This is a genomic window from Kosakonia sp. AG348, from assembly GCF_003337365.1.
Classification (GTDB): Bacteria; Pseudomonadota; Gammaproteobacteria; order Enterobacterales; family Enterobacteriaceae; genus Kosakonia.
Map to the genome: position 1 here is coordinate 91,649 of NZ_QPJR01000003.1, position 20,872 is coordinate 112,520.

At 53.6% G+C, this 20,872-nt stretch carries 17 protein-coding genes; 10 read left to right on the forward strand and 7 right to left on the reverse strand.

Annotated features, from left to right (window positions below):
• Positions 1 to 77: 77 nt before the first annotated feature.
• Positions 78 to 1,205 carry a hypothetical protein gene (locus tag DFO56_RS07485; protein ID WP_045511797.1) on the forward strand — a complete coding sequence of 376 codons (1,128 nt, stop codon included), beginning with the start codon at positions 78 to 80 and terminating at the stop codon, positions 1,203 to 1,205.
• Between the two features lie 318 nt (positions 1,206 to 1,523).
• Here the strand turns inward: DFO56_RS07485 and DFO56_RS07490 are convergent, their stop codons facing one another.
• Positions 1,524 to 1,805 (reverse strand): YjcB family protein, encoded by a 282-nt coding sequence (locus DFO56_RS07490; RefSeq protein ID WP_045511800.1) that lies wholly within the window; start codon positions 1,803 to 1,805, stop codon positions 1,524 to 1,526.
• Between the two features lie 526 nt (positions 1,806 to 2,331).
• On the opposite strand from DFO56_RS07490, the gene DFO56_RS07500 reads away from it, so the two are divergent.
• Both DFO56_RS07500 and DFO56_RS07505 read left to right on the forward strand, forming a co-directional pair.
• Complete coding sequence (locus tag DFO56_RS07500; RefSeq protein WP_045511807.1) at positions 2,332 to 3,735, forward strand: sensor domain-containing diguanylate cyclase; 1,404 nt, start codon at positions 2,332 to 2,334, stop codon at positions 3,733 to 3,735.
• Between the two features lie 342 nt (positions 3,736 to 4,077).
• Entirely contained in the window at positions 4,078 to 5,649 is a 1,572-nt protein-coding gene (locus DFO56_RS07505) for an EAL domain-containing protein (protein ID WP_045511810.1), read from the forward strand.
• Positions 5,650 to 5,656: 7 nt separating this feature from the next.
• Here the strand turns inward: DFO56_RS07505 and soxS are convergent, their stop codons facing one another.
• Positions 5,657 to 5,980 (reverse strand): superoxide response transcriptional regulator SoxS, encoded by a 324-nt coding sequence (gene soxS, locus DFO56_RS07510; protein ID WP_017459478.1) that lies wholly within the window; start codon positions 5,978 to 5,980, stop codon positions 5,657 to 5,659.
• An 81-nt stretch (positions 5,981 to 6,061) separates the two neighbouring features.
• On the opposite strand from soxS, the gene soxR reads away from it, so the two are divergent.
• The 4 genes from soxR (at position 6,062) to DFO56_RS07530 (ending at position 10,923) form a co-directional block, all read left to right on the forward strand.
• Complete coding sequence (gene soxR, locus DFO56_RS07515) at positions 6,062 to 6,520, forward strand: redox-sensitive transcriptional activator SoxR (RefSeq protein WP_017459479.1); 459 nt, start codon at positions 6,062 to 6,064, stop codon at positions 6,518 to 6,520.
• Between the two features lie 267 nt (positions 6,521 to 6,787).
• Positions 6,788 to 7,456: a glutathione S-transferase family protein gene (locus DFO56_RS07520; RefSeq protein WP_045511813.1), complete on the forward strand. Its 669-nt coding sequence runs from the start codon at positions 6,788 to 6,790 to the stop codon at positions 7,454 to 7,456.
• 299 nt (positions 7,457 to 7,755) lie between these two features.
• Positions 7,756 to 9,105, forward strand: a complete 1,350-nt coding sequence (gene ghxP, locus DFO56_RS07525) for a guanine/hypoxanthine transporter GhxP (protein ID WP_017459481.1) — start codon at positions 7,756 to 7,758, stop codon at positions 9,103 to 9,105.
• Between the two features lie 171 nt (positions 9,106 to 9,276).
• Positions 9,277 to 10,923 (forward strand): Na+/H+ antiporter, encoded by a 1,647-nt coding sequence (locus DFO56_RS07530; protein WP_045511816.1) that lies wholly within the window; start codon positions 9,277 to 9,279, stop codon positions 10,921 to 10,923.
• Positions 10,924 to 10,971: 48 nt separating this feature from the next.
• Here the strand turns inward: DFO56_RS07530 and DFO56_RS07535 are convergent, their stop codons facing one another.
• On the reverse strand, positions 10,972 to 11,865 hold the full coding sequence (locus DFO56_RS07535; RefSeq protein WP_045511818.1) for a LysR family transcriptional regulator: 894 nt from the start codon (positions 11,863 to 11,865) through the stop codon (positions 10,972 to 10,974).
• Positions 11,866 to 11,965: 100 nt separating this feature from the next.
• Between DFO56_RS07535 and DFO56_RS07540 the strand changes: the two genes are divergently transcribed.
• Together DFO56_RS07540 and DFO56_RS07545 are read left to right on the forward strand one after the other, a co-directional pair.
• Entirely contained in the window at positions 11,966 to 12,376 is a 411-nt protein-coding gene (locus DFO56_RS07540) for a CidA/LrgA family protein (protein WP_045511821.1), read from the forward strand.
• A complete protein-coding gene (locus DFO56_RS07545) occupies positions 12,369 to 13,058 on the forward strand; it encodes an LrgB family protein (protein ID WP_020456159.1) in 690 nt (229 codons plus the stop codon). The genes DFO56_RS07540 and DFO56_RS07545 overlap by 8 nt, the downstream gene beginning before the upstream one ends.
• Before the next feature lie 30 nt (positions 13,059 to 13,088).
• Here the strand turns inward: DFO56_RS07545 and DFO56_RS07550 are convergent, their stop codons facing one another.
• From DFO56_RS07550 to acs, 4 genes are all read right to left on the reverse strand, one after another.
• On the reverse strand, positions 13,089 to 14,384 hold the full coding sequence (locus DFO56_RS07550) for a Gfo/Idh/MocA family protein (protein ID WP_045511891.1): 1,296 nt from the start codon (positions 14,382 to 14,384) through the stop codon (positions 13,089 to 13,091).
• Positions 14,385 to 14,535: 151 nt separating this feature from the next.
• Positions 14,536 to 16,185: a cation/acetate symporter ActP gene (actP, locus tag DFO56_RS07555; protein WP_045511824.1), complete on the reverse strand. Its 1,650-nt coding sequence runs from the start codon at positions 16,183 to 16,185 to the stop codon at positions 14,536 to 14,538.
• The gene (locus tag DFO56_RS07560) at positions 16,182 to 16,496 is read right to left on the reverse strand and encodes a DUF485 domain-containing protein (RefSeq protein WP_199496496.1); all 315 of its coding nucleotides are present in this window, start codon (positions 16,494 to 16,496) and stop codon (positions 16,182 to 16,184) included. Before DFO56_RS07560 ends, actP begins: the two co-directional genes overlap by 4 nt.
• A gap of 247 nt (positions 16,497 to 16,743) precedes the next feature.
• Entirely contained in the window at positions 16,744 to 18,702 is a 1,959-nt protein-coding gene (gene acs / locus DFO56_RS07565; protein WP_020456164.1) for an acetate--CoA ligase, read from the reverse strand.
• Between the two features lie 684 nt (positions 18,703 to 19,386).
• On the opposite strand from acs, the gene gltP reads away from it, so the two are divergent.
• Positions 19,387 to 20,700, forward strand: a complete 1,314-nt coding sequence (gene gltP, locus DFO56_RS07570) for a glutamate/aspartate:proton symporter GltP (RefSeq protein ID WP_020456165.1) — start codon at positions 19,387 to 19,389, stop codon at positions 20,698 to 20,700.
• Positions 20,701 to 20,872 lie beyond the last annotated feature (172 nt).

A 20,872-nucleotide genomic window follows, 5' to 3' on the forward strand; every position in this document is an offset into this window, starting at 1 on the left:
GTGCCGGGCCACTTAATAGGTAGCTGTGGCGCGACGCTACCAGCCAAAACAAGACGGCAACAGTCGGAGGAGAAAGTATGGATATCAAAGGCCCGGCAGCGATTGATGAATTTAAACCTTATGATATTTCCCCTTACGAAGACAAAACACTCAGAGCGGTTCAGCTGGAGCCTGCCTATACGCCCGCAAAGGAGTCTTTTCAGGCGTTTCAGCAGCGGCATTATGCGTGGCGAACCGGTGATAAACAGGCCGATATTTCCCATGTCCCCAAAGATGAAGGCAAGATACCGTTGCCCACGCTGGGCGAAAGTTTGCAGGAGATTTTCCTGGGCGCGGTATTGGGCGGGCCGCTGCCGGAATTTCCGGGCGGAGTGCGATCGCTTCCCGGTGCCGGCGCGGCGCGGCTTGCTGAACGACCTTCTGGCACTGCTAAAGGCCCGCACGGTGAAATCAACGTCGCTATTGCGGAGTCGAAAATGGCGATGGCAAGGCCATTAAATCCAGCTACGGAAGCGAACGTTTCCGGCAGTAAGCCGTTAAGCCACGCCATACCTGACGCCTCTGGCCCGGACGTATTACATGTTTCATTACCGCAAGCGGGAGGAAAAAATTTTTCCGAGGCCATGGCGTCGTCAAAACTCAACATCAAACAATTCGCTGATATTGCTAAAGTTGGCGCGGATGTGGGTGAGAAAGAGATGGGGAGGGTGACATTATCCGGGGAAATCAATATCGTGCGTCGCGATGGCCCCTTAAATGATCCGAATATGTATATGTTTTTTACCGACAGCTACAAGGGCGAGCCGCGGCTGAATATCATTGGTCATGGCATTTTTACACCAAACGGTGACAGCACGACCGGCCTGCAGGTCGCTGGCGGTATCAAAGGGCCGTTTGATGTGGCGCTGGATACGCTGGAACTGGCTGGCGATGTGAGGTTTAAAAACATCCGTTGCTTAAGTTGTCACGGGGCGGAAGGCGGCATTGATTCTTTCGCACAAAAACTGGCGAATTACACCGGCGTGCCGGTAAAAGGTTATCACGGTTCGGTCACCGTTGGCGGGCATGCGGACGGTTCAAATATGGTCGTGATAAAAAATGAGATGGACGCGCTGTTCTATTTCGGCAAGCGCGAAACGACGCATTACCAACCGCAGAAATTCCACCCGCTCTGGCGACCGTGGGAAACCCGTATTCTTGAATAAAACAATCGTTGTGCTGAAGTGAAAGCGCAGATGCCCGCGAAGCTGAGTCCTGGTGGGCATTTGTATTTTTACGTCCTGCTTCGGCGAGTGTGCATTCCCGTTTACCACCCCTGGCTGGCAATAAGACGGCTTATCCGCCCGATCCCTCTATTAAATCAAATAGATGTGCACCGATTTACGCACCGGTGAGCGATTATGCCAATGCAGTAAAGATCGGCCGCTGGCGCAGATCCGGTGTTTATATTTATGCGAAAGGGCGTCGCGTAGAAAAATGACCCCCAGAGGAAATAAAAAAGCGCCCGCAGGCGCTTTAGGCAATCACGTTACGATCATCGGCCACTCGGGTGGCGCTTTTTGCGCGATCTCTTCCATCACGACGAGCAGGTTGTGCCAGGTCGTGGAGAGATCTATCGCCGTAATACCCAACAAACCGGTAGCGAACCAGCATGCCGCCGCTAAGCCCATGCCGCTGCTGATCACTGCCAGGCCAATATAATCAGCACGACGGAAGCGAATGTTCAGCGTACTGGCCATAAACATCAACACTGCACTCAGTAACTGCCAGCGGAGAAGCACGACGCTGGCGGTAAAGGTAGCCATCAAACCATCCTCAGAAAGACCGAATACCGGGCGGACAAGCACGTTGCGCGAGTGGCAATGCTGAAGATCCGCGAATAACACAACGAATTGAAACGGCGTTCCCCGTTTCAGGAATGTGTGAACTATATCACATTTGTTGATTTATTCGCCAGTGCAAAAAGCGTGCTTTTTGCATCGTGTTGGTTGTGTTTTATCCGAAAATATATCGCCAATGTATTTATGTGTGCACGGGAATTAATGTTTTTTTTATCTAATACATTTGAGTGATATTTAGCATCCTAATTGCCACAACGTTTACAGGTTGTGTCGCATATATTATGCTTTTGAGGATAATCTTATTAGCCTGTGAATGATGATTCAGGGTTTTGATCTTTATCGATATATTCTTTTTCATCACGTTCTTTATGCGTGAGGAAGATATTTGTGCGCGCAGTTGCGCTAACTGAATTGATGGCCGCCTCTTCTTTTTTCCTGATAACATCATTTTAAGCTGGTTTCGCGTCTTATAACCTGCGAATGAAAAAATATGAAAATAGAAAATTCCGCCGTGCCGCCTGGGGACGCTGATGCGGCGTTGTCGGTTCTGGCCAGGCTGATGCCCTGGCTCACTGCGCAACGCTCAATGGAAGAGATATTACGCGCGATCAATGCAGCACTAGGATCCACGCTTGCGTGGGTGGTTATCCGGCAGGACGACGCGTGGCAGCTCGTCAGCTCAGGGTCGCCGGGCTGCACGTTGCAGGATGTACAAATCTTTCTTGAGCAGTCTCAACTGCAACGACATCAGCGCGCCTGGCGAGTCATTTGCTGGCGGCGACATGCCGGTGATTTATTATTTCCGCATCATGAAATAGCGGCCAGAAAATTACGCAGCGGTATTTTGTGTAAATTGAATTATAAAGAGTCTGGAGTCGAGGGTTATTTCTTTTTGGCATTTTCGCAGTCCTTGCACTCTTTATCCATTGTGAAAAATGTCGTTATTGTTTTGGTCGAAAAACTAAAAAATTATCTTGCTGAAATTGTCGCCCGGGAACGTACGGCGAAAGAGATGCAGCGTATTGTGACGCAATATAAAGCGTTATTTGAACGCGCCCCGGTTTTAATGAACTCGTTTGATAAAAGCAATCGCTGCATATTATGGAATGGTGAGTGCGAACGCGTATTTGGCTGGAGCATGAATGAGCTCAATCAGCAGGCCGATCCATTAGCGTTATTTTTCCCTGATCCCGAGGTACGGCAAAAAGTTCGCGCTTCGGTTAATACATCGCCGGCCGTCGACATGCATGAATGGCACCCGGTACGACGTGATGGCCAGGTGCTGACGGTACTCTGGTCAAATATTCAACTGCCGGATCACTCTGTGCTGAGTATTGGGCTTGATATTACCGAGCGTAAAAAAGCGGAGCGGCAGCTGGAAATGAAAGCCACCATTGACGATCTGACCGGCTGTTATAATCGTTTTTCTATGTTGCGGAAGTTAAAAGAGGCGCTGGTGGCCTGTCGCCCGGACGAGCCGCGCAGCCACTTCAGCCTGCTGATGCTGGATCTTGATTATTTTAAAAATATCAATGATCGCTGGGGGCATTTAACAGGCGACGCCGCACTGATTCATTTTTGCGATCAGATCCGTGAACATTGCGATCCGTCATATATTTTTGGTCGTTTAGGCGGTGAGGAATTTCTGATTTTAATGCCGCATACCCACAGTAAAATGGCGCTGCGTTTTAGCCAAAAAATCCGCGCGTCACTGGCGCGAAATCCATTGTTTAGCAATGGTGAAAAGATAGCCTTATCCTTTAGCGCTGGTTTAGTATTCGTCACCGGTGAAGAGTCCGATACTTCAGTTTTACTTACGCTTGCGGATAACGCCCTGTACGATGCGAAACGCGCAGGCCGCAGTCAAACCGTGGTGGTTGGCGCTTTTTTATAAATAAAGAAGAAATTATGAAGACTTCGCAACGACAGATGAAAAAATACGCGAATGGCGTGCCTTTTTTTTATCCTGCGGCCAGTTTAGCTTAATCAGCGATACTCTGTTGTATTAAGTTAAAACACCCCCATGCGAATGGATTAATATTTTCCTTAATATAAACATTGGGCACACTCTGAGTTTGCTTTATGGTCGCCTGTTTCGGTCATAACCAAATATTAGGTTTTTAATGAGAAAAGTCAGTTGCTAATGTCGTTTGATTCATGCAACGTAATCACCTGTTTATCAAAGCATCCTGCCAAACATTAAAAAGGCGCTTTAAATGCATGGATATAGGCGGACATGAATCATAGCGTGTGTCGCAAGATGCTCAGCGTCGTCGTGCTCATCACGGTAGTTCTTCTGCCGCTGATGTTGTCGCTATGGTTTGCGCATATTCGTGCGGTGAAAGAAACGAGTGCCCAGCTTCAATCGTTTGCCCAATTAGCGCTAAATAAAACGGAGCGCGTTATCCAGCAAGTGGATACGGTTCGCAGCGCCGCGGAAAAATACCACGGACAAATTTGTGCGCCGGAACATCGCGCGGCCATGCTCAATATCGTCCGCAGCAGTATGTATGTTTCGGATTTAATTTATGCCCGTGGCGACCACTTTTTATGTTCGAGCGTAATAACGCCCACGCAATCGTATGCTATTTCACCAGCGGATTATAAACGCGCGCCCGATATCGCTATTTATTACTATCGTGATACGCCTTTTTACGCAGGCTACAAGATGGTATACATGCAGCGCGGAAATTATGTCGCGGTGATTAATCCGCTCACTTACAGCGATGTGGCATCAGACAATCCTGATCTGGCTTACGGTATTTACGACACCGTTACGCACCAGTTTTTTTCCGTCAGCCAGAATGCCCACCTTAGTAAGTTAGCTACGCTGTTACGCACCGACGATTTAACATTCCAGCAGGATCAGCGCTTTTATACCATTGCGCGTTCGGAGAATCGTCCGATCGCGATTATTGTTTCGACATCGAGTGACCACTATTTTCAGGCGCTTTATCACCAGGCCACTTTAACGCTGCCGCTGGGCGTGATTGGTAGCGTTATTCTGCTATTAATATGGTCGCGAACACGGCAGGAGTTTAACTCTCCACGCCGTATGCTCCACCGGGCGTTAACCCGACGCCAGCTTCGCCTTCATTACCAACCTATTATCGATATCAAAAATGGCACCTGCGTTGGTGCGGAAGCGTTGTTGCGCTGGCCGGGGTTTAATGGACCGGTCATGAGCCCGGCGGAGTTTATTCCGCTGGCAGAAAAAGAGGGCATGATTGAGCGTATTACCGATTATGTCGTCGACGAATTGTTCAGCGATCTGGGCGATTTTCTGGCAATGGTGCCGCAACTTTATATTTCAATTAACCTCTCCGCCTCCGATTTTCACTCCTCGCGCCTGATTTCATTGATTGCCAATAAAGCCAAGATGCATGCAGTACGCGCCGAGCAGATTAAGATTGAAGTGACCGAGCGCGGGTTTATTGATGTGCCGAAAACCACGCCGGTTATTCAGGCGTTTCGCCAGGCGGGTTACGAAGTAGCGATTGATGATTTCGGTACTGGTTATTCTAATTTGCACAACCTGTACTCGCTGAATGTCGATATCCTGAAAATCGACAAATCGTTTATTGATACGCTAACAACGAACAGCACCAGCCATTTGATTGCTGAACACATTATTGAGATGGCGCAGAGTCTGCGTCTGAAGATTATTGCGGAAGGGGTCGAGACGGCGGAGCAGGTCACATGGTTGTTAAAACGCGGTGTGCAGTTCTGTCAGGGGTGGCACTTTGCAAAGGCGCTGCCGTCACAGGAATTTAAACGCTGGGTACAGCAGCCGCCTTCGTTAAAGTGATAACTCATCAGGCCTGGTGTCGGTAATCGCTGGGTGTGCGATCAAACTCCCGGCGAAAGACGCGGGAAAATGTTTGTTGCGAGACATATCCCAAATCCATCGCGATATCAAAAATAGGCCGCTGCGTGGTTCGCAGTGCTTCCGCTGCCAGCAGTAAACGGCGCTGGCGAATGTAGTCACCCAGCGTTTGATGCATCACGGTGCGGAACATCCTCTGTAAATACCATTTCGAATAACCTGACTTTCTGGCGACTACATCAATGTTCATTGGTTGGTCGATATGTTCATCAATCCATTCAATAAGTGTCTGAATAATTTGCTGATGGGACATATGGCTTCCTCATTTCCCGATTCGTCGTTTTGTCTGGAAGCGAGTATAATTCCTCAAGTTAACTTGAGGTAAAGAGGTTTTATGGAAAAGAAAACGCCGCGTATTAAAGCCTTACTCAGCCCCGGTGAAGTGGCGAAGCGCAGCGGGGTTGCCGTCTCTGCGCTGCACTTTTATGAGAGCAAAGGCTTAATCAAAAGTACCCGTAATACCGGCAATCAACGGCGCTATACGCGTGATGTGCTGCGCTATGTGGCGATCATCAAGATTGCCCAGCGCATTGGTATTCCGCTGGCGACCATTGGTGACGCGTTTGGTGTGTTGCCGGAAGGGCATACATTAAGCAAGAAAGAGTGGAAACAGTTGTCGTCACAGTGGCGTGAAGAGCTGGACAGGCGCATCCATACGCTGGTGGCCTTACGTGATGAGCTGGATGGTTGCATCGGCTGTGGCTGTTTGTCGCGCAGCGATTGTCCGCTGCGTAACCCCGGCGACCAACTTGGGCAGCAGGGCACCGGCGCGCGCTTGCTGGAAGACGACTGAAACGTACAAAAAACTAAAGCGCCCGTTGGGGCGCTTTAGTCGTTTTCCGGTCTTTGTCTTTCTCTCTATCCCGCTCAGTTACGGGAGGGTTTCCCCCGACACCAGCACCCCTCAGTATGTTGGAGGTTCCGGGTTGTGCTGACACTTTTAGTGTAGGCCACAGCGGCATAATTGCTACTTTTTTGAGCAATTATTTTTGTCTTTTTTTTCACCGCTGCAAGTGCGGGTTTTCTATAGTTAATGTGTATGAATTCTCTGGAGAAAAATATGCTTACGGTGCATCACCTTAATCAGTCTCGCTCCCAGCGCGTGCTCTGGGCTTTGGAAGAATTGGGCGTGCCGTATCAAATTGTCCGTTACCAGCGAGAAAAAACAATGCTGGCCCCGGCATCCCTGAAAAAAGTGCACCCGCTCGGCAAGTCGCCGGTGGTGGAGGATGAAGGGCTGATCCTCGCCGAATCCGGGGCGATCCTCGAATATTTGCAGGAAACTTACGACCCTGAGCAATGCTTTAAACCGCAGGAGACAAAACAGAAGCTGGATTACCGTTTCTGGCTGCACTACGCCGAAGGTTCGCTAATGCCAGTGCTATTAATGAAACTGGTGATGAACAGCCTGGGTAAACCCCCGGTGCCGTTCGGGATACGCAGTGTGGGCAAACTCCTCGCTAAGGGTGTCGATAAAGCGTTCCTGAAACAACAAATTGAAAACCATGCGCGCTTTATTGAAGGCGAACTGGCGCAGAAAAGCTGGTTTGCAGGAGATCAGCTGAGCATGGCCGATATTCAGATGAGTTTCCCGGTGTTTGCGCTGCTGGCTCGCGGCGGCGTGGAGGATTTGCCCAACTTACGTGCGTGGAAAAAACGGGTCGAGATGCGTCCGGCATGGCAGCGCGCCATTGTGCAGGGTGGGCCATTTGATCTGCCTGGCAGCTAAAAATGATCGGCAAATGTTGCAAAGTTGCGCACCGACGATAACGTTTGCGCATCTGACGCCCACTTCTTCGCCGCTTCGCGCGAAATTTAGCGAAAAGCGGAAAAGTTCAGTTGAAAAGCGCCATATAAACGCTGGATAATCGTTTGCCTTTTTTTGACCAACCGTTGTATGCGCGGAGTTAAACGTTTGCTTTTTTGTGACCCTTTGTCACAACGCAGCCCAGGGAGATGACGTTTAACCGGCAGTGGACTGTCCACCACGCATGCCAACGCACAATAAAATTCTCAGGGGATGTTTCTATGTCTACGCCTTCTGCGCGTACCGGCGGTTCGCTTGACGCACTGTTTAAAATTTCTGCCCGTGGCAGCACGGTTCGTCAGGAAATCGTTGCCGGGTTAACCACCTTCCTGGCGATGGTCTATTCGGTCATCGTCGTACCTGGCATGCTGGGTAAAGCTGGTTTCCCACCGGCGGCTGTGTTTGTCGCCACCTGCCTGGTAGCCGGTGTCGGCTCCATCGTGATGGGCCTGTGGGCGAATCTGCCGCTGGCTATCGGTTGCGCTATCTCTCTGACCGCCTTTACCGCGTTCAGCCTGGTGCTGGGCCAGCATATCAGCGTACCGGTCGCCCTTGGCGCGGTGTTCCTGATGGGTGTGCTGTTTACCGTTATCTCTGCCACCGGCATCCGTAGCTGGATCCTGCGCAACCTGCCGCAGGGCGTTGCGCATGGCACCGGTATCGGTATTGGCCTGTTTCTGCTGTTGATCGCCGCCAACGGCGTGGGTCTGGTTATTAAGAACCCTCTGGACGGCCTGCCGGTGACTCTCGGCCACTTTGCCAGCTTCCCGGTGATCATGTCGCTGATTGGTCTGGCGGTGATTATCGGCCTGGAAAAACTGAAAGTGCCGGGCGGCATTCTGCTGACCATTATCGGCGTGTCGATTGTGGGTCTGATTTTCGACCCGAACGTACATTTTTCTGGCATTTTCGCCATGCCGTCGCTCAGCGATGACAAAGGCAACTCGCTGATCGGCAGCCTGGATATCGTCGGCGCGCTGAACCCGGTGGTGCTGCCAAGCGTGCTGGCGCTGGTGATGACAGCGGTATTTGACGCCACCGGCACTATCCGTGCGGTAGCGGGCCAGGCAAACTTGCTGGGCAAAGACGGCCAGATTATCGATGGCGGCAAAGCGCTGACCACCGACTCCCTGAGCAGCGTCTTCTCAGGCCTGGTGGGTGCGGCACCGGCAGCAGTGTATATCGAATCTGCGGCGGGTACGGCGGCAGGCGGTAAAACCGGCCTGACGGCGATCACCGTGGGCGTGTTGTTCCTGCTGATCCTGTTCCTCTCTCCGCTCTCTTACCTGGTCCCGGCTTATGCCACGGCACCAGCGCTGATGTACGTTGGTCTGCTGATGCTGAGTAACGTGGCGAAAATCGATTTTGCCGACTTCGTCGATGCGATGGCGGGTCTGATTACTGCCGTGTTTATCGTGCTGACCTGCAACATCGTCACCGGCATCATGATCGGTTTTGCTTCGCTGGTAATTGGCCGCGTGGTATCCGGTGAGTGGCGCAAATTGAATATCGGCACCGTGGTGATTGCTATCGCGCTGGTGGCTTTCTATGCGGGCGGCTGGGCGATCTGACACCGCTTTTCCTCTTCCTGTGGGCAGAGGGCGTTGAGCATAAACCTTTACACAATGGGCAACTTCGGTTGCCCATTTTTTTGCCCACAGCCCGGTTTCTTTGCGTTAAGCTGAAGGCTCTGGCATCAAGGTCTGAGGCCTTTATAACAACACATCGCAAACAGGGAACGCATGGAAATATTTTTTACCATTCTCATCATGACCCTTGTCGTCTCGCTTTCTGGCGTCGTGACTCGTGTTCTTCCATTTCAAATCCCGCTTCCGCTGATGCAGATCGCCATCGGCGCACTGCTGGCCTTTCCCACCTTTGGCCTGCATGTGGAGTTCGACCCGGAACTGTTCCTGGTTTTGTTTATTCCGCCGCTGCTCTTCGCCGACGGCTGGAAAACGCCCACGCGCGAGTTCCTCGAGCATGGCCGCGAAATCTTTGGCCTGGCGCTGGCGCTGGTGGTGGTCACCGTGGTCGGGATCGGTTTCTTAATTTACTGGATGGTGCCTGGCATTCCGCTGGTGCCCGCCTTTGCGCTGGCGGCGGTGCTGTCGCCAACCGATGCCGTAGCGCTTTCCGGCATTGTCGGGGAAGGGCGTATTCCGAAGAAAATCATGGGTATTTTGCAGGGCGAGGCGCTGATGAACGACGCTTCGGGCCTGGTGTCGCTGAAATTCGCCGTGGCGGTAGTGATGGGCACCATGGTGTTCACCGTGGGCGGCGCGACGCTCGAATTTTTCAAAGTGGCGATTGGCGGTCTGCTGGCCGGGTTTGTGGTCAGCTGGCTGTATGGCCGCTCGCTGCGTTTTCTCAGCCGCTGGGGCGGCGATGAACCGGCAACGCAAATCGTGCTGCTGTTTCTGCTGCCGTTCGCCTCCTATTTGATTGCGGAACACATCGGCTTTTCCGGCATTCTTGCGGCGGTCGCGGCGGGGATGACCATCACCCGTTCCGGCGTGATGCGCACCGCGCCGCTGGCCATGCGTCTGCGCGCCAACAGCACCTGGGCGATGCTGGAGTTCGTCTTTAACGGCATGGTGTTCTTGCTGTTAGGCTTACAGTTGCCAGGCATTCTGGAGTCTTCGCTGGTGGCGGCAGAAGCCGATCCAAATGTCGAAACCTGGATGTTGTTTACCGATATTGTGCTGATTTACGCCGCGCTGATGCTGGTACGTTTTGGCTGGCTGTGGACGATGAAGAGATTCAGCCAGCGTTTCCTGGTGAAAAAACCCATGGAGTTCGCCTCGTGGAGCGACCGCGAGCTGCTGATCGCCACTTTTGCCGGGGTGCGCGGGGCGATAACGCTTGCCGGTGTGCTCTCCATTCCGCTGTTGTTGCCGAGTGGCGATGTCTTTCCGGCGCGCTATGAACTGGTGTTCCTCGCCGCCGGGGTGATCCTGTTCTCGCTGTTTGTTGGCGTAATCGCGCTGCCTGCATTGTTGCAGCATGTTGAAGTACGCGACCACGCGCAGCAGTACAAAGAGGAGCGGATGGCGCGCGCAGCAACGGCAGACGTGGCGATTGTCGCGATTCAGAAGATGGAAGAGCGGCTGGCGGCAGACACCGAAGAGAACATTGATAACCAGTTACTCACGGAGGTGAGTTCGCGGGTGATCGGAAATCTGCGCCGCCGTGCAGACGGACGTAATAACGTTGAGAGTTCCCTGCAGGAAGAGAATCTGGAGCGCCGTTTCCGCCTGGCGGCACTGCGCTCAGAGCGCGCCGAGCTTTACCATCTGCGCGCAACCCGGCAGATCAGTAACGAGACGCTGCAAAAACTGCTGCACGATCTCGACCTGCTGGAAGCGCTGCTGTTAGAGCATAAGTAAACCCTGCGCCGGGCCGCCGTTTATGCGCTGCCCGGCCAGTTAACCCCGCTACTCGCTTTTATCATCAAGCCAGAACCCTTTACAACATTGCAGCCACGCCTGCGCACTGCGGGAAAGATAAACCCCTTCGCGCCAAATCATTCCTAACTCCCAGCGCAGGTCGCTCTGCAGCGGGATCCAGCGCAGCGTGGTTTTATCCAGCCGCTGGCAGACCGGCTCCGGCAGAATGGCAATACCTACGCCCGCTTGTACCATCGCAGCGAGAAAATCCCACTGACCGCTGCGCACGGCGATACGCGGCTTCACGCCATGCTGTTGAAACAGCAGCATGAGCTGGCGGCTTAAGGCGAAATCTTCGTTGTAGATCAGCAGCGGATGCCCGGCGAGTTCCTCCGGCGTCACGACTTCACGCGCAAGCCAACTGCCGGAACGTGGCACCAGCACGCACATTGCATGGCTGAACAGCGGCAGGGTAGCCAGGCCACTCTCTTCTTCGACCGGTAGCGCCGTCATCGCCACATCCAGTTCACCGTTGCTCACGGCTTGCTGTACGGTCAGACCGCCAAACTCGGCAATTTTCAGTTCCACGCCGGGGTAGCGCTGGCTGAAGAGGTTGATTGGCCCGGCCATCAGCATGCCGACCATCGGCGGAATGCCGAGGCGCAAAATCCCTTTGTTCAGGTGATTGATGTCGCCAAGTTCGGTTTCTAACTGGCGAAACTCCGCGAGGATGGCGATGCCGCGCTCATACACCACGCGGCCGGTATCGGTGAGTAAAAGTTTGCGCCCGTCACGAATAAGCAGCGTGCAGTTCAGCTCGTCTTCGAGATTTTTCAACATCTTACTGATGGTCGGTTGCGTCACAAACAGGCGCTCCGCCGCGCGGGTGAAACTTTGCTGGCGTACCACCTCCACAAAATAGCGCAGCGTTCTGATGTCCATAATTATTCCTTAGAACTATGTATGCGATGAGTTTAATTCATTTCAGTAGCGCATTGGGGCTCTCTATACTGGCCGCCTGCTTATTTGATGGAAAATCGTTATGGACGTGGCGTTAATCCGTGTTACGCCTGCCCTTGTGCGTCGTTTACAGGTTCCGCTTCAGGTATTGCTTTATGCCGGGCTGTTTATCTTTGCGCAATACCTGGTTCAATGGCTGCATCTGCCGCTTCCCGCCAATCTGGTAGGCATGATACTGCTGCTGGGGTTAATACTTTGCCGGGTGATCCCGCTCAATTGGGTGCGCGCCGGCGCGCATTGGCTGCTGGCGGAAATGCTGCTGTTCTTCGTGCCTGCGGTGGTCGCCGTGGTTAATTATGCGCAACTGTTGATGGTGGAAGGCTGGCGCATTTTTATGGTGATCGGTTTGAGCACGCTGTTGGTGCTCGGTGCTACCGCCTGGGTGGTGGATAAAGTCTACCGCTTTGAACTCAGCAGGCTGAAAAATGAGTGATTTCGCTTTAAGCCTGCTGTGCCTGGCGATGACGCTGGTGTGCTATTTCCTCAATAAACGGCTCTACCGCCGTTTTCGTAAATTACCGCTGATGCCACTGGTATTCACGCCGCTGCTGTTGGTGTTAATGCTGGTGTTCGGCCATATCTCCTGGCAGGACTACATTGGTGAATCCCACTGGCTGATGTGGCTGTTGGGACCCGCGACCATCGCCTTCGCCGTGCCGGTGTATGACAACCTGGCGATTATTCGCCGTCACTGGATGTCGCTATCAGCGGGCGTAATCACTGCTTCGGTGGTGGCGGTGACCAGTTCGGTCTGGCTGGCGCGGCTGTTTACGTTGCCGGATGAGATCCAGCGCAGCCTCGCGGTGCGTTCAATCACCACGCCTTTTGCGCTGGCGGCCGCCGGGCCGATTGGTGGCCAGCCGGATCTGGTGGCGCTGTTTGTAGTGGTCACTGGCGTATTTGGCATGGCGGTTGGCGATGTGCTGTTTCTGCGCTTATCAATTCGTGAAGGTGTGGCGAAAGGGGCCGGTTTTGGCGCGGCCTCGCACGGCGCGGGCACCGCACGTTCTTATGAACTGGGGCAGCAGGAGGGCGTGGTCGCAAGCCTGGTGATGATGCTTTCTGGCGTATTGATGGTGCTGGCAGCGCCGCTGATCGCCAGCGTGATGTTTTAGCTCCCCGCCTGGCAACGGGGAGCCGGAAGGTCAGTGCTTTTTCAGCCTTGCGATCAGTTCGAACTCGTTAAAGTTAACCGGGCGTTGCTGCTGCATGGAAATGTTCCCGGCAATGCCGGTCAGAATCGACATCGCACCTGCGCGGTGATCGGCGGCGCGTTTCAGCGGGTCATTGCCCGGCGTGCCAAACAAGTCCGCCAGCATGGCGTTATCGCCGCCGCCGTGGCCGCCTTCGCCAAGGATAAAATCCGCTTTCCACGGTGCGGCAAACATCGGAAACACGGTGATGTCGCAGGATTCAAGGCTGCCTTCATTGGCGCGTTCGCCGCCAGCGTTAACGTACGATTTCTCGACGATTTTCATCTCCAGCCGCCCCTGGCTGCCGTTAAACACCACGTTTAGCCCTTCCCACGGTAGATAAGTATTTAGCGAATAAGTGAGCTGGCACTGGTTCTGGTATTTCACCAGCACTGAAAGCGTGTCTTCAATGGTAATGCCGTCGCTGAACACGCTCTGATCGCGCCAGTAGTTATCTTCATGTTCGGCGTCAAGATAGAGCGCTTTTAACTGCGGATTATCCGCCATATGCAGCGCGAAAGGATCATCGTGAGCGGCGGCATAGCCGTGCGTGCGCGGGTAAAATTGAGTAACGCCGCGTTTTTCGGCGTTCTCTTTGCCATAAAAACGCAGCCCGCCTTCGGCATACACCCGCTGCGGGTAGCTGTTGAGCCAGAAGTTCATCAGATCAAAATGGTGGGTCGATTTATGCACCAGCAGCCCGCCGCTGTTGCGTTTTTCCCGGTGCCAGCGACGGAAATAATCGGCGCCGTGTTCGGTATTCAACAACCATTCGAAATGTACTGAATAAACGTCACCGATGGTGTTGTTCATCAGTAACTCGCGCACCTTACTGTGGTGCGGCGCATAGCGATAATTAAACGCCACGCGCACGGTTTTGCCGGTCTGCTCAATGGCATCGAGAATACGCAGCGCGCGCTGCTCGTCGATGGTCATCGGCTTTTCGGTGATCACATCGCAACCTGCGTGTAACGCCCGCACAATGTAGTCGTCATGGGTTCTGTCCATGGTGGTGACGATAACAACATCTGGTAAGGTTTCGCGGATCATCGCCTCAAACTGCGCCGGTTTCCACGTGGAAACGGGCTGCGCGTCTTCGTTTTGTAACAGCTGGTTGGCATAATCCATGCGCGTCTGGTTGCTGTCGCAAAACGCCACCATGCGGGCATTCTCTTTCCACTGCCCGCCAATGGCAGAAATATACAGCCCGGCGCGCCCACCGGTTCCCACTAAAGCATATTTTTTCATCACACCCTCTTCAGTCATAAATGAATTAACGTGCTGATGTATTAAAAACATTGTTTCAATAAGCTGAGGGTACTGTAGCGCGCTGGTGGGAGAGGGGTAGCGAAAAGGCGGGAAAGTGTGATCCCCGGCCATTACTGACCGGGGAGGAGGGTTAATGAGCGCGGCCCTGCTCGATACCGATCCCGGTTTGCGAACGGATAAACTGTGCACGGAACTGTTCGCGCTCCAGTTTGCCGGCTTCGGTGTTGTCGGTGGCGGAGAAGATCCAGATACCGATAAACGCCACGGCAATGGAGAACAGCGCCGGATACTCATACGGGAATACCGGTGCAGCGTGACCAAGGATCTGCACCCAAATTGTCGGGCCGAGGATCATCAGGACAACTGCCGTCAACAGGCCCAGCCAGCCGCCAATCATCGCACCGCGCGTGGTCAGCTTCGACCAGTACATCGAGAGCAAAATGATGGGGAAGTTACAGCTGGCGGCGATCGAGAAGGCCAGCCCAACCATGAACGCGATGTTCTGTTTTTCGAACAGGATGCCGAGCAGAATGGCGACAATCCCCAGTATCAACACGGTGATTTTCGACACTTTCAGTTCCTGGCGTTCGGTCGCGCCTTTGCGGAACACGTTGGCGTAGAGATCGTGGGAAACCGCAGAGGCACCCGCCAGCGTTAACCCGGCGACCACCGCCAGAATGGTGGCAAACGCCACGGCGGAGATAAAGCCTAAGAACAGGTTGCCACCAACCGCATCTGCCAGATGCACTGCCGCCATATTGTTGCCGCCAATCAGCGCGCCCGCTGCGTCTTTAAACGCTGGGTTTGCGCCCACCAGCATGATGGCGCCGAAACCGATGATAAAGGTCAGAATGTAGAAGTAACCCATAAACCCGGTGGCGTAGAACACGCTTTTACGCGCTTCGCGCGCGTCGCTGACGGTGAAGAAACGCATCAGAATATGCGGTAAACCGGCGGTGCCGAACATCAACCCAAGCCCGAGCGACAGGGCGGAGATCGGATCTTTCACCAGTCCACCAGGGCTCATAATTGCCACCCCTTTCGGGTGGACAGCCATCGCTTCCGTGAACAGGTTATTGAAGCTGAAACCGACGTGTTTCATTACCATAAAGGCCATAAAACTCGCGCCGAACAGTAACAGCACCGCTTTGATGATCTGTACCCAGGTGGTGGCGAGCATGCCGCCGAACAGCACATACAGCACCATCAGCACGCCAACCAGCACCACGGCGACGTGGTAATTCAGGCCAAACAGCAGCTCAATTAATTTGCCCGCGCCGACCATTTGCGCAATCAAATACAGCGCGACAACCACCAGCGAACCACAGGCAGAAAGGGTGCGGATTGGGCCTTGTTTCAGGCGATAAGAGGCCACATCAGCAAAGGTGTAACGCCCCAGGTTGCGCAAGCGTTCGGCGATTAAGAACAGAATGATCGGCCAGCCGACGAGGAAGCCGAGCGAGTAGATCAGGCCATCGTAGCCGGAGGTGTACACCAGCGCGGAAATCCCCAGGAACGAGGCTGCTGACATAAAGTCACCCGCTATTGCCAGGCCGTTCTGAAATCCGGTGATATTACCGCCAGCGGTGTAGTAATCGCTGCGCGAACGCACCCGTTTGGATGCCCAGTAGGTGATGTACAAGGTCAGCGCGACGAAAATGACGAACATAATGATCGCCTGCCAGTTGGTCGGCTGGCGTTGTACCTCGCCGGTGATGGCATCGGCGGCGTGAGCCGTAAAAGGAAGTGTGGCGGCCAGCGCCGTCAGGACTCTCTTCATGATGCTTTTACCTCGCTCAGAACCGCTTTGGTCAGACGATCAAACTCGCCGTTTGCCCGCCAGACGTACACGCCGGTCAGCACAAACGAAATCACAATCACACCGATACCAATCGGAATACCGCGCGTGACGCTGGTGCCTTCATGCAAGGGCGTACCGAGCCAGTGCGGGGCAAACGCGATCAGCAAAATAAAGCCGACGTAGATAATCAGCATGATGATGGAAAGCATAAAGGCAAACCGTTGCCGTCTTTCGACTAACTCCCTGAAATGCTCACTGTTTTCTATCTGTTGATAAATGTTATTCATCACAGAATTCTCCAGAGGTCTCCCCGTTGTCTTGCGCGCTGCCGGTCAGTTGGCCGCACGCGCCCGCCCCAGTCACATCGTTATCGTTGCGCCTGGGATATGCGCGTTTGCCGCTTTCCTGCAACACGAAATCCATTAGGAATTGTAGGGTGAGGTGGTTGTTTCCTCTCCTTGGAAGGAGAGCGTTATGGTTGCGTTTGCCGCCGGATAACACGCTTTCGCGCCGCTATCCGGCAGGGTTTTACGATTATTACGATGGCATGGTAATGGCCTGCTTCTCTTCGAGCAGTTTTTCCACTACGCCAGGATCGGCGAGCGTTGAGGTATCGCCGAGATTGCTGGTATCGCCAGCGGCGATTTTGCGCAGAATACGGCGCATGATTTTGCCGGAGCGGGTTTTTGGCAGTGAGTCTGTCCAGTGCAGCACGTCCGGCGTCGCCAGCGGGCCAATCTCTTTACGCACCCAATTTCGCACTTCGGTGTACAGCTCCGGCGACGGTTCCTCACCGTGGTTGAGCGTGACGTAAGCGTAAATAGCCTGGCCTTTAATGTTGTGTGGAATGCCGACGACCGCCGCTTCGGCGATTTTCGGGTGTGATACCAGCGCCGATTCGATCTCTGCCGTTCCCAGACGGTGGCCGGAGACGTTCAGCACGTCATCCACGCGACCGGTGATCCAGTAGTAGCCATCTTCGTCACGACGCGCGCCGTCACCGCTGAAGTACATATTTTTGAAGGTGGAAAAATAGGTCTGCTCAAAGCGTTCGTGATCGCCAAACAGCGTCCGCGCCTGGCCCGGCCAGGAGTCGGTGATCACCAGGTTGCCCTCGGTCGCGCCATCGAGCGCGTTACCTTCGTTATCCACCAGCGCAGGCTGCACGCCGAAGAACGGGCGCGTGGCGGAACCGGCTTTCAACTGGGTTGCGCCGGGAAGCGGGGTGATCATAAAGCCGCCAGTTTCCGTCTGCCACCAGGTATCCATGACCGGGCATTTACCGTTACCGATTTTTGACCAGTACCACTCCCAGGCTTCCGGGTTAATCGGCTCGCCGACGGAACCGAGGATCCGCAGCGAAGACCGGCTGGTGCCGTCAATCGCTTTATCCCCTTCCGCCATCAGCGCGCGAATGGCGGTTGGCGCGGTATAGAGGATATTCACGTTATGTTTGTCCACCACCTGGCTCATGCGCGCCGGGGTCGGCCAGTTCGGCACGCCCTCAAACATCAGCGTGATGGCGCCGCAGGCCAGCGGCCCGTACAGCAGGTAGCTGTGCCCGGTTACCCAACCGACGTCGGCAGTACACCAGTAGACATCGCCCTGGTGATAATCGAAGACATATTTAAAGGTTGACGCGGCATAGACCAGGTAGCCGCCGGTGGTGTGCAGCACGCCTTTCGGTTTCCCGGTGGAGCCGGAGGTATAAAGGATAAACAGCGGATCTTCTGCATTCACTTCTACCGGCTGGTGCTGGTCGCTGGCCTTGTCGGTCAGCTCGTTCCACCACAGGTCGCGCCCTTCATGCCAGTCGATGTTACCGCCGGTGCGTTTGAACACCACGACATGCTCGACGCTGCTGACGTTCGGGTTTTTCAGCGCGTCATCAACGTTTTTCTTCAGCGGAATGTTGCGCCCGGCACGCACGCCTTCATCGGCGGTGATCACCAGCCGTGAGCTGGAGTCAATAATGCGTCCGGCGACCGCTTCCGGCGAGAAGCCACCGAAAATGACCGAATGCACCGCGCCAATACGCGCACAGGCGAGCATTGCCACAGCGGCTTCCGGCACCATCGGCATATAGATGGCGACGACATCGCCTTTCTTAATACCGAGCGACACCAGCACATTGGCGAAGCGGCAGACATCGCGGTGAAGTTCACGGTAGGTGATGAGTTTGCTCTGGCTGGCGTCATCACCTTCCCAGATAATGGCCGTTTGATCGCCGCGTTCGGCGAGGTGGCGGTCGAGGCAGTTGGCCGCCAGGTTCAGCGTGCCGTCTTCATACCATTTAATGGAAATATTGCCTGGCGCGAAGGAGGTGTTTTTCACCTTCTTATAAGGCTTGATCCAGTCGAGGATTTTGCCTTGCTCGCCCCAGAATGTGTCAGGGTCAGTTACCGATTGCTGGTATTTGGCCTCATACTGCTCCGGATTTATCAGGCAACGTTCCGCAATATTGGCGGGAATATCGTGTTTATGTATTTGGCTCATGGCGATTGCTCTCCTTGTAAGATGTTAATAATATGTCACAAGAACGTTAATTGTAGGGCCTTTGCCAGCTTTGTTTACTATTTGCGCGATAGATCACGCATTAAATGAATTGTGCAAAAAGCGAGCAAAATAAATGTGCTGGCGCGCGAAAGAACGCAAAAAGGTGGAACGGCAAGAAAGGCGCTTCATAACAGCAAGTTATGGAAGGTGACAATTCGATTACGCTTACTACCGGCGTAAAAAAGCAGGCTGCTGCAAGCCTATGAAAATCCATCACGTAACCAGTAGGGTGGTAATGGTTACGATGATGAATTATTCACTGCATTAACAAGGAATCGCAGACGAAATAACGTTAGAAATTGGCTTATGAGACATTTTTAGTGATTAAAAAATGTGCAAATAAACGAATTGCCCACAATAATTTCCGATGGTAAATATTGGATTTGCCGATAGTGAAAAGTTTTTCATAACAAAGAGTTATTTGTTATAACTGAAATAAAAGACGGTTTTTGAGTAAAAATTCAGTCAAACCCCCTCCCGGTATAGGGTTGCGCGTTACACCCTGCAAATGATACTGATAATGCGCGTTAAAAAACCCCGCAATACTGTGCGACGCTAATCATACCCTTTCAGTATGTGTCGTTCCTTGCCTGGAATGGCGCTTCATTGAGGATGTCTGTAGTTATGAAAAACATGAAAATCAGCCTGGCCTGGCAGATTCTGCTAGCCCTTGTGCTGGGTATTCTTCTGGGTAGTTATCTGCACTACCACAGCGACAGCCGCGAATGGCTGATTGCGAATCTCCTGTCTCCGGCGGGCGATATCTTTATCCATTTGATCAAAATGATTGTCGTGCCGATTGTTATCTCGACGCTGATTGTCGGCATTGCAGGCGTTGGCGACGCGAAACAGCTTGGCCGTATCGGCGCGAAGACCATCATCTATTTCGAAGTGATCACTACGGTGGCGATTATTCTCGGCATCACGATGGCGAATGTGTTCCAGCCAGGCGCGGGAATTGATATGTCGCAGCTGGCGACGGTGGATATTTCGAAATACCAAAGCACCACCGCGGATGTGCAAAGCCACGCCCACGGCCTGATGGGGACGATTTTATCGTTGGTGCCGACCAATATCATCGCGTCGATGGCGAAGGGCGATATGCTGCCGATCATCTTCTTCTCGGTGCTGTTTGGTCTGGGGCTCTCTTCCCTGCCAGCTTCGCACCGCGAGCCGCTGGTCACCGTGTTCCGTTCTATTTCCGAAACCATGTTTAAAGTCACCCATATGGTGATGCGTTATGCGCCGGTCGGCGTGTTTGCGCTGATCTCAGTAACGGTGGCGAACTTTGGTTTCGCTTCGCTGTGGCCGCTGGCAAAGCTGGTTATCCTGGTCTATTTCGCCATTTTGTTCTTTGCGCTGGTGGTGCTGGGCATTGTGGCGCGCGTGTGCGGTCTGAGCATCTGGATTTTAATCCGCATCCTGAAAGATGAGCTGATCCTGGCGTACTCCACCGCCAGCTCGGAAAGCGTGCTGCCGCGCATTATCGAGAAAATGGAAGCCTATGGCGCGCCGGCGTCGATCACCAGTTTCGTGGTGCCGACCGGTTACTCCTTTAACCTCGATGGTTCGACGCTGTACCAGAGTATTGCGGCGATCTTTATTGCTCAACTGTATGGCATCGACCTGTCGCTGTGGCAGGAAATCATCCTTGTGCTGACGCTGATGGTCACCTCGAAAGGTATTGCGGGTGTGCCGGGTGTCTCCTTCGTGGTACTGCTGGCAACGCTGGGTAGCGTCGGTATTCCGCTGGAAGGCCTGGCGTTTATCGCTGGTGTTGACCGTATCCTCGATATGGCGCGTACCGCGTTGAATGTGGTGGGGAATGCGCTGGCGGTGCTGGTGATCGCCAAGTGGGAACACAAGTTTGACCGCAAAAAAGCGCGCGCTTACGAGCGCGAAATGTTGGGCAAATTTGATAAGACTGCCGATCAGTAACCTTCTCAATCCCTCCTTCATGGAGGGATTTTTACATCAGGCGGGCTTACCCGCCTTGCCTGTCAAACGACGCCGCTCGCTCATTAACGCTCTGATCGAACATCCCGTCACGCTACCTCTATATGTATCCGGCCGGATGCTCAGCAGGGTTTCAACATTGATGGTAACGGGC

Bases quoted from the DNA above. Each gene is read 5' to 3' on its own strand.
- DFO56_RS07485 (WP_045511797.1), top strand. From the start codon at position 78: ATGGATATCAAAGGCCCGGCAGCGATTGATGAATTTAAACCTTATGAT.
- DFO56_RS07490 (WP_045511800.1), bottom strand. From the start codon at position 1,805: ATGGCTACCTTTACCGCCAGCGTCGTGCTTCTCCGCTGGCAGTTACTG.
- DFO56_RS07500 (WP_045511807.1), top strand. From the start codon at position 2,332: ATGAAAATAGAAAATTCCGCCGTGCCGCCTGGGGACGCTGATGCGGCG.
- DFO56_RS07505 (WP_045511810.1), top strand. From the start codon at position 4,078: ATGAATCATAGCGTGTGTCGCAAGATGCTCAGCGTCGTCGTGCTCATC.
- soxS (WP_017459478.1), bottom strand. From the start codon at position 5,980: ATGTCCCATCAGCAAATTATTCAGACACTTATTGAATGGATTGATGAA.
- soxR (WP_017459479.1), top strand. From the start codon at position 6,062: ATGGAAAAGAAAACGCCGCGTATTAAAGCCTTACTCAGCCCCGGTGAA.
- DFO56_RS07520 (WP_045511813.1), top strand. From the start codon at position 6,788: ATGCTTACGGTGCATCACCTTAATCAGTCTCGCTCCCAGCGCGTGCTC.
- ghxP (WP_017459481.1), top strand. From the start codon at position 7,756: ATGTCTACGCCTTCTGCGCGTACCGGCGGTTCGCTTGACGCACTGTTT.
- DFO56_RS07530 (WP_045511816.1), top strand. From the start codon at position 9,277: ATGGAAATATTTTTTACCATTCTCATCATGACCCTTGTCGTCTCGCTT.
- DFO56_RS07535 (WP_045511818.1), bottom strand. From the start codon at position 11,865: ATGGACATCAGAACGCTGCGCTATTTTGTGGAGGTGGTACGCCAGCAA.
- DFO56_RS07540 (WP_045511821.1), top strand. From the start codon at position 11,966: ATGGACGTGGCGTTAATCCGTGTTACGCCTGCCCTTGTGCGTCGTTTA.
- DFO56_RS07545 (WP_020456159.1), top strand. From the start codon at position 12,369: ATGAGTGATTTCGCTTTAAGCCTGCTGTGCCTGGCGATGACGCTGGTG.
- DFO56_RS07550 (WP_045511891.1), bottom strand. From the start codon at position 14,384: ATGAAAAAATATGCTTTAGTGGGAACCGGTGGGCGCGCCGGGCTGTAT.
- actP (WP_045511824.1), bottom strand. From the start codon at position 16,185: ATGAAGAGAGTCCTGACGGCGCTGGCCGCCACACTTCCTTTTACGGCT.
- acs (WP_020456164.1), bottom strand. From the start codon at position 18,702: ATGAGCCAAATACATAAACACGATATTCCCGCCAATATTGCGGAACGT.
- gltP (WP_020456165.1), top strand. From the start codon at position 19,387: ATGAAAAACATGAAAATCAGCCTGGCCTGGCAGATTCTGCTAGCCCTT.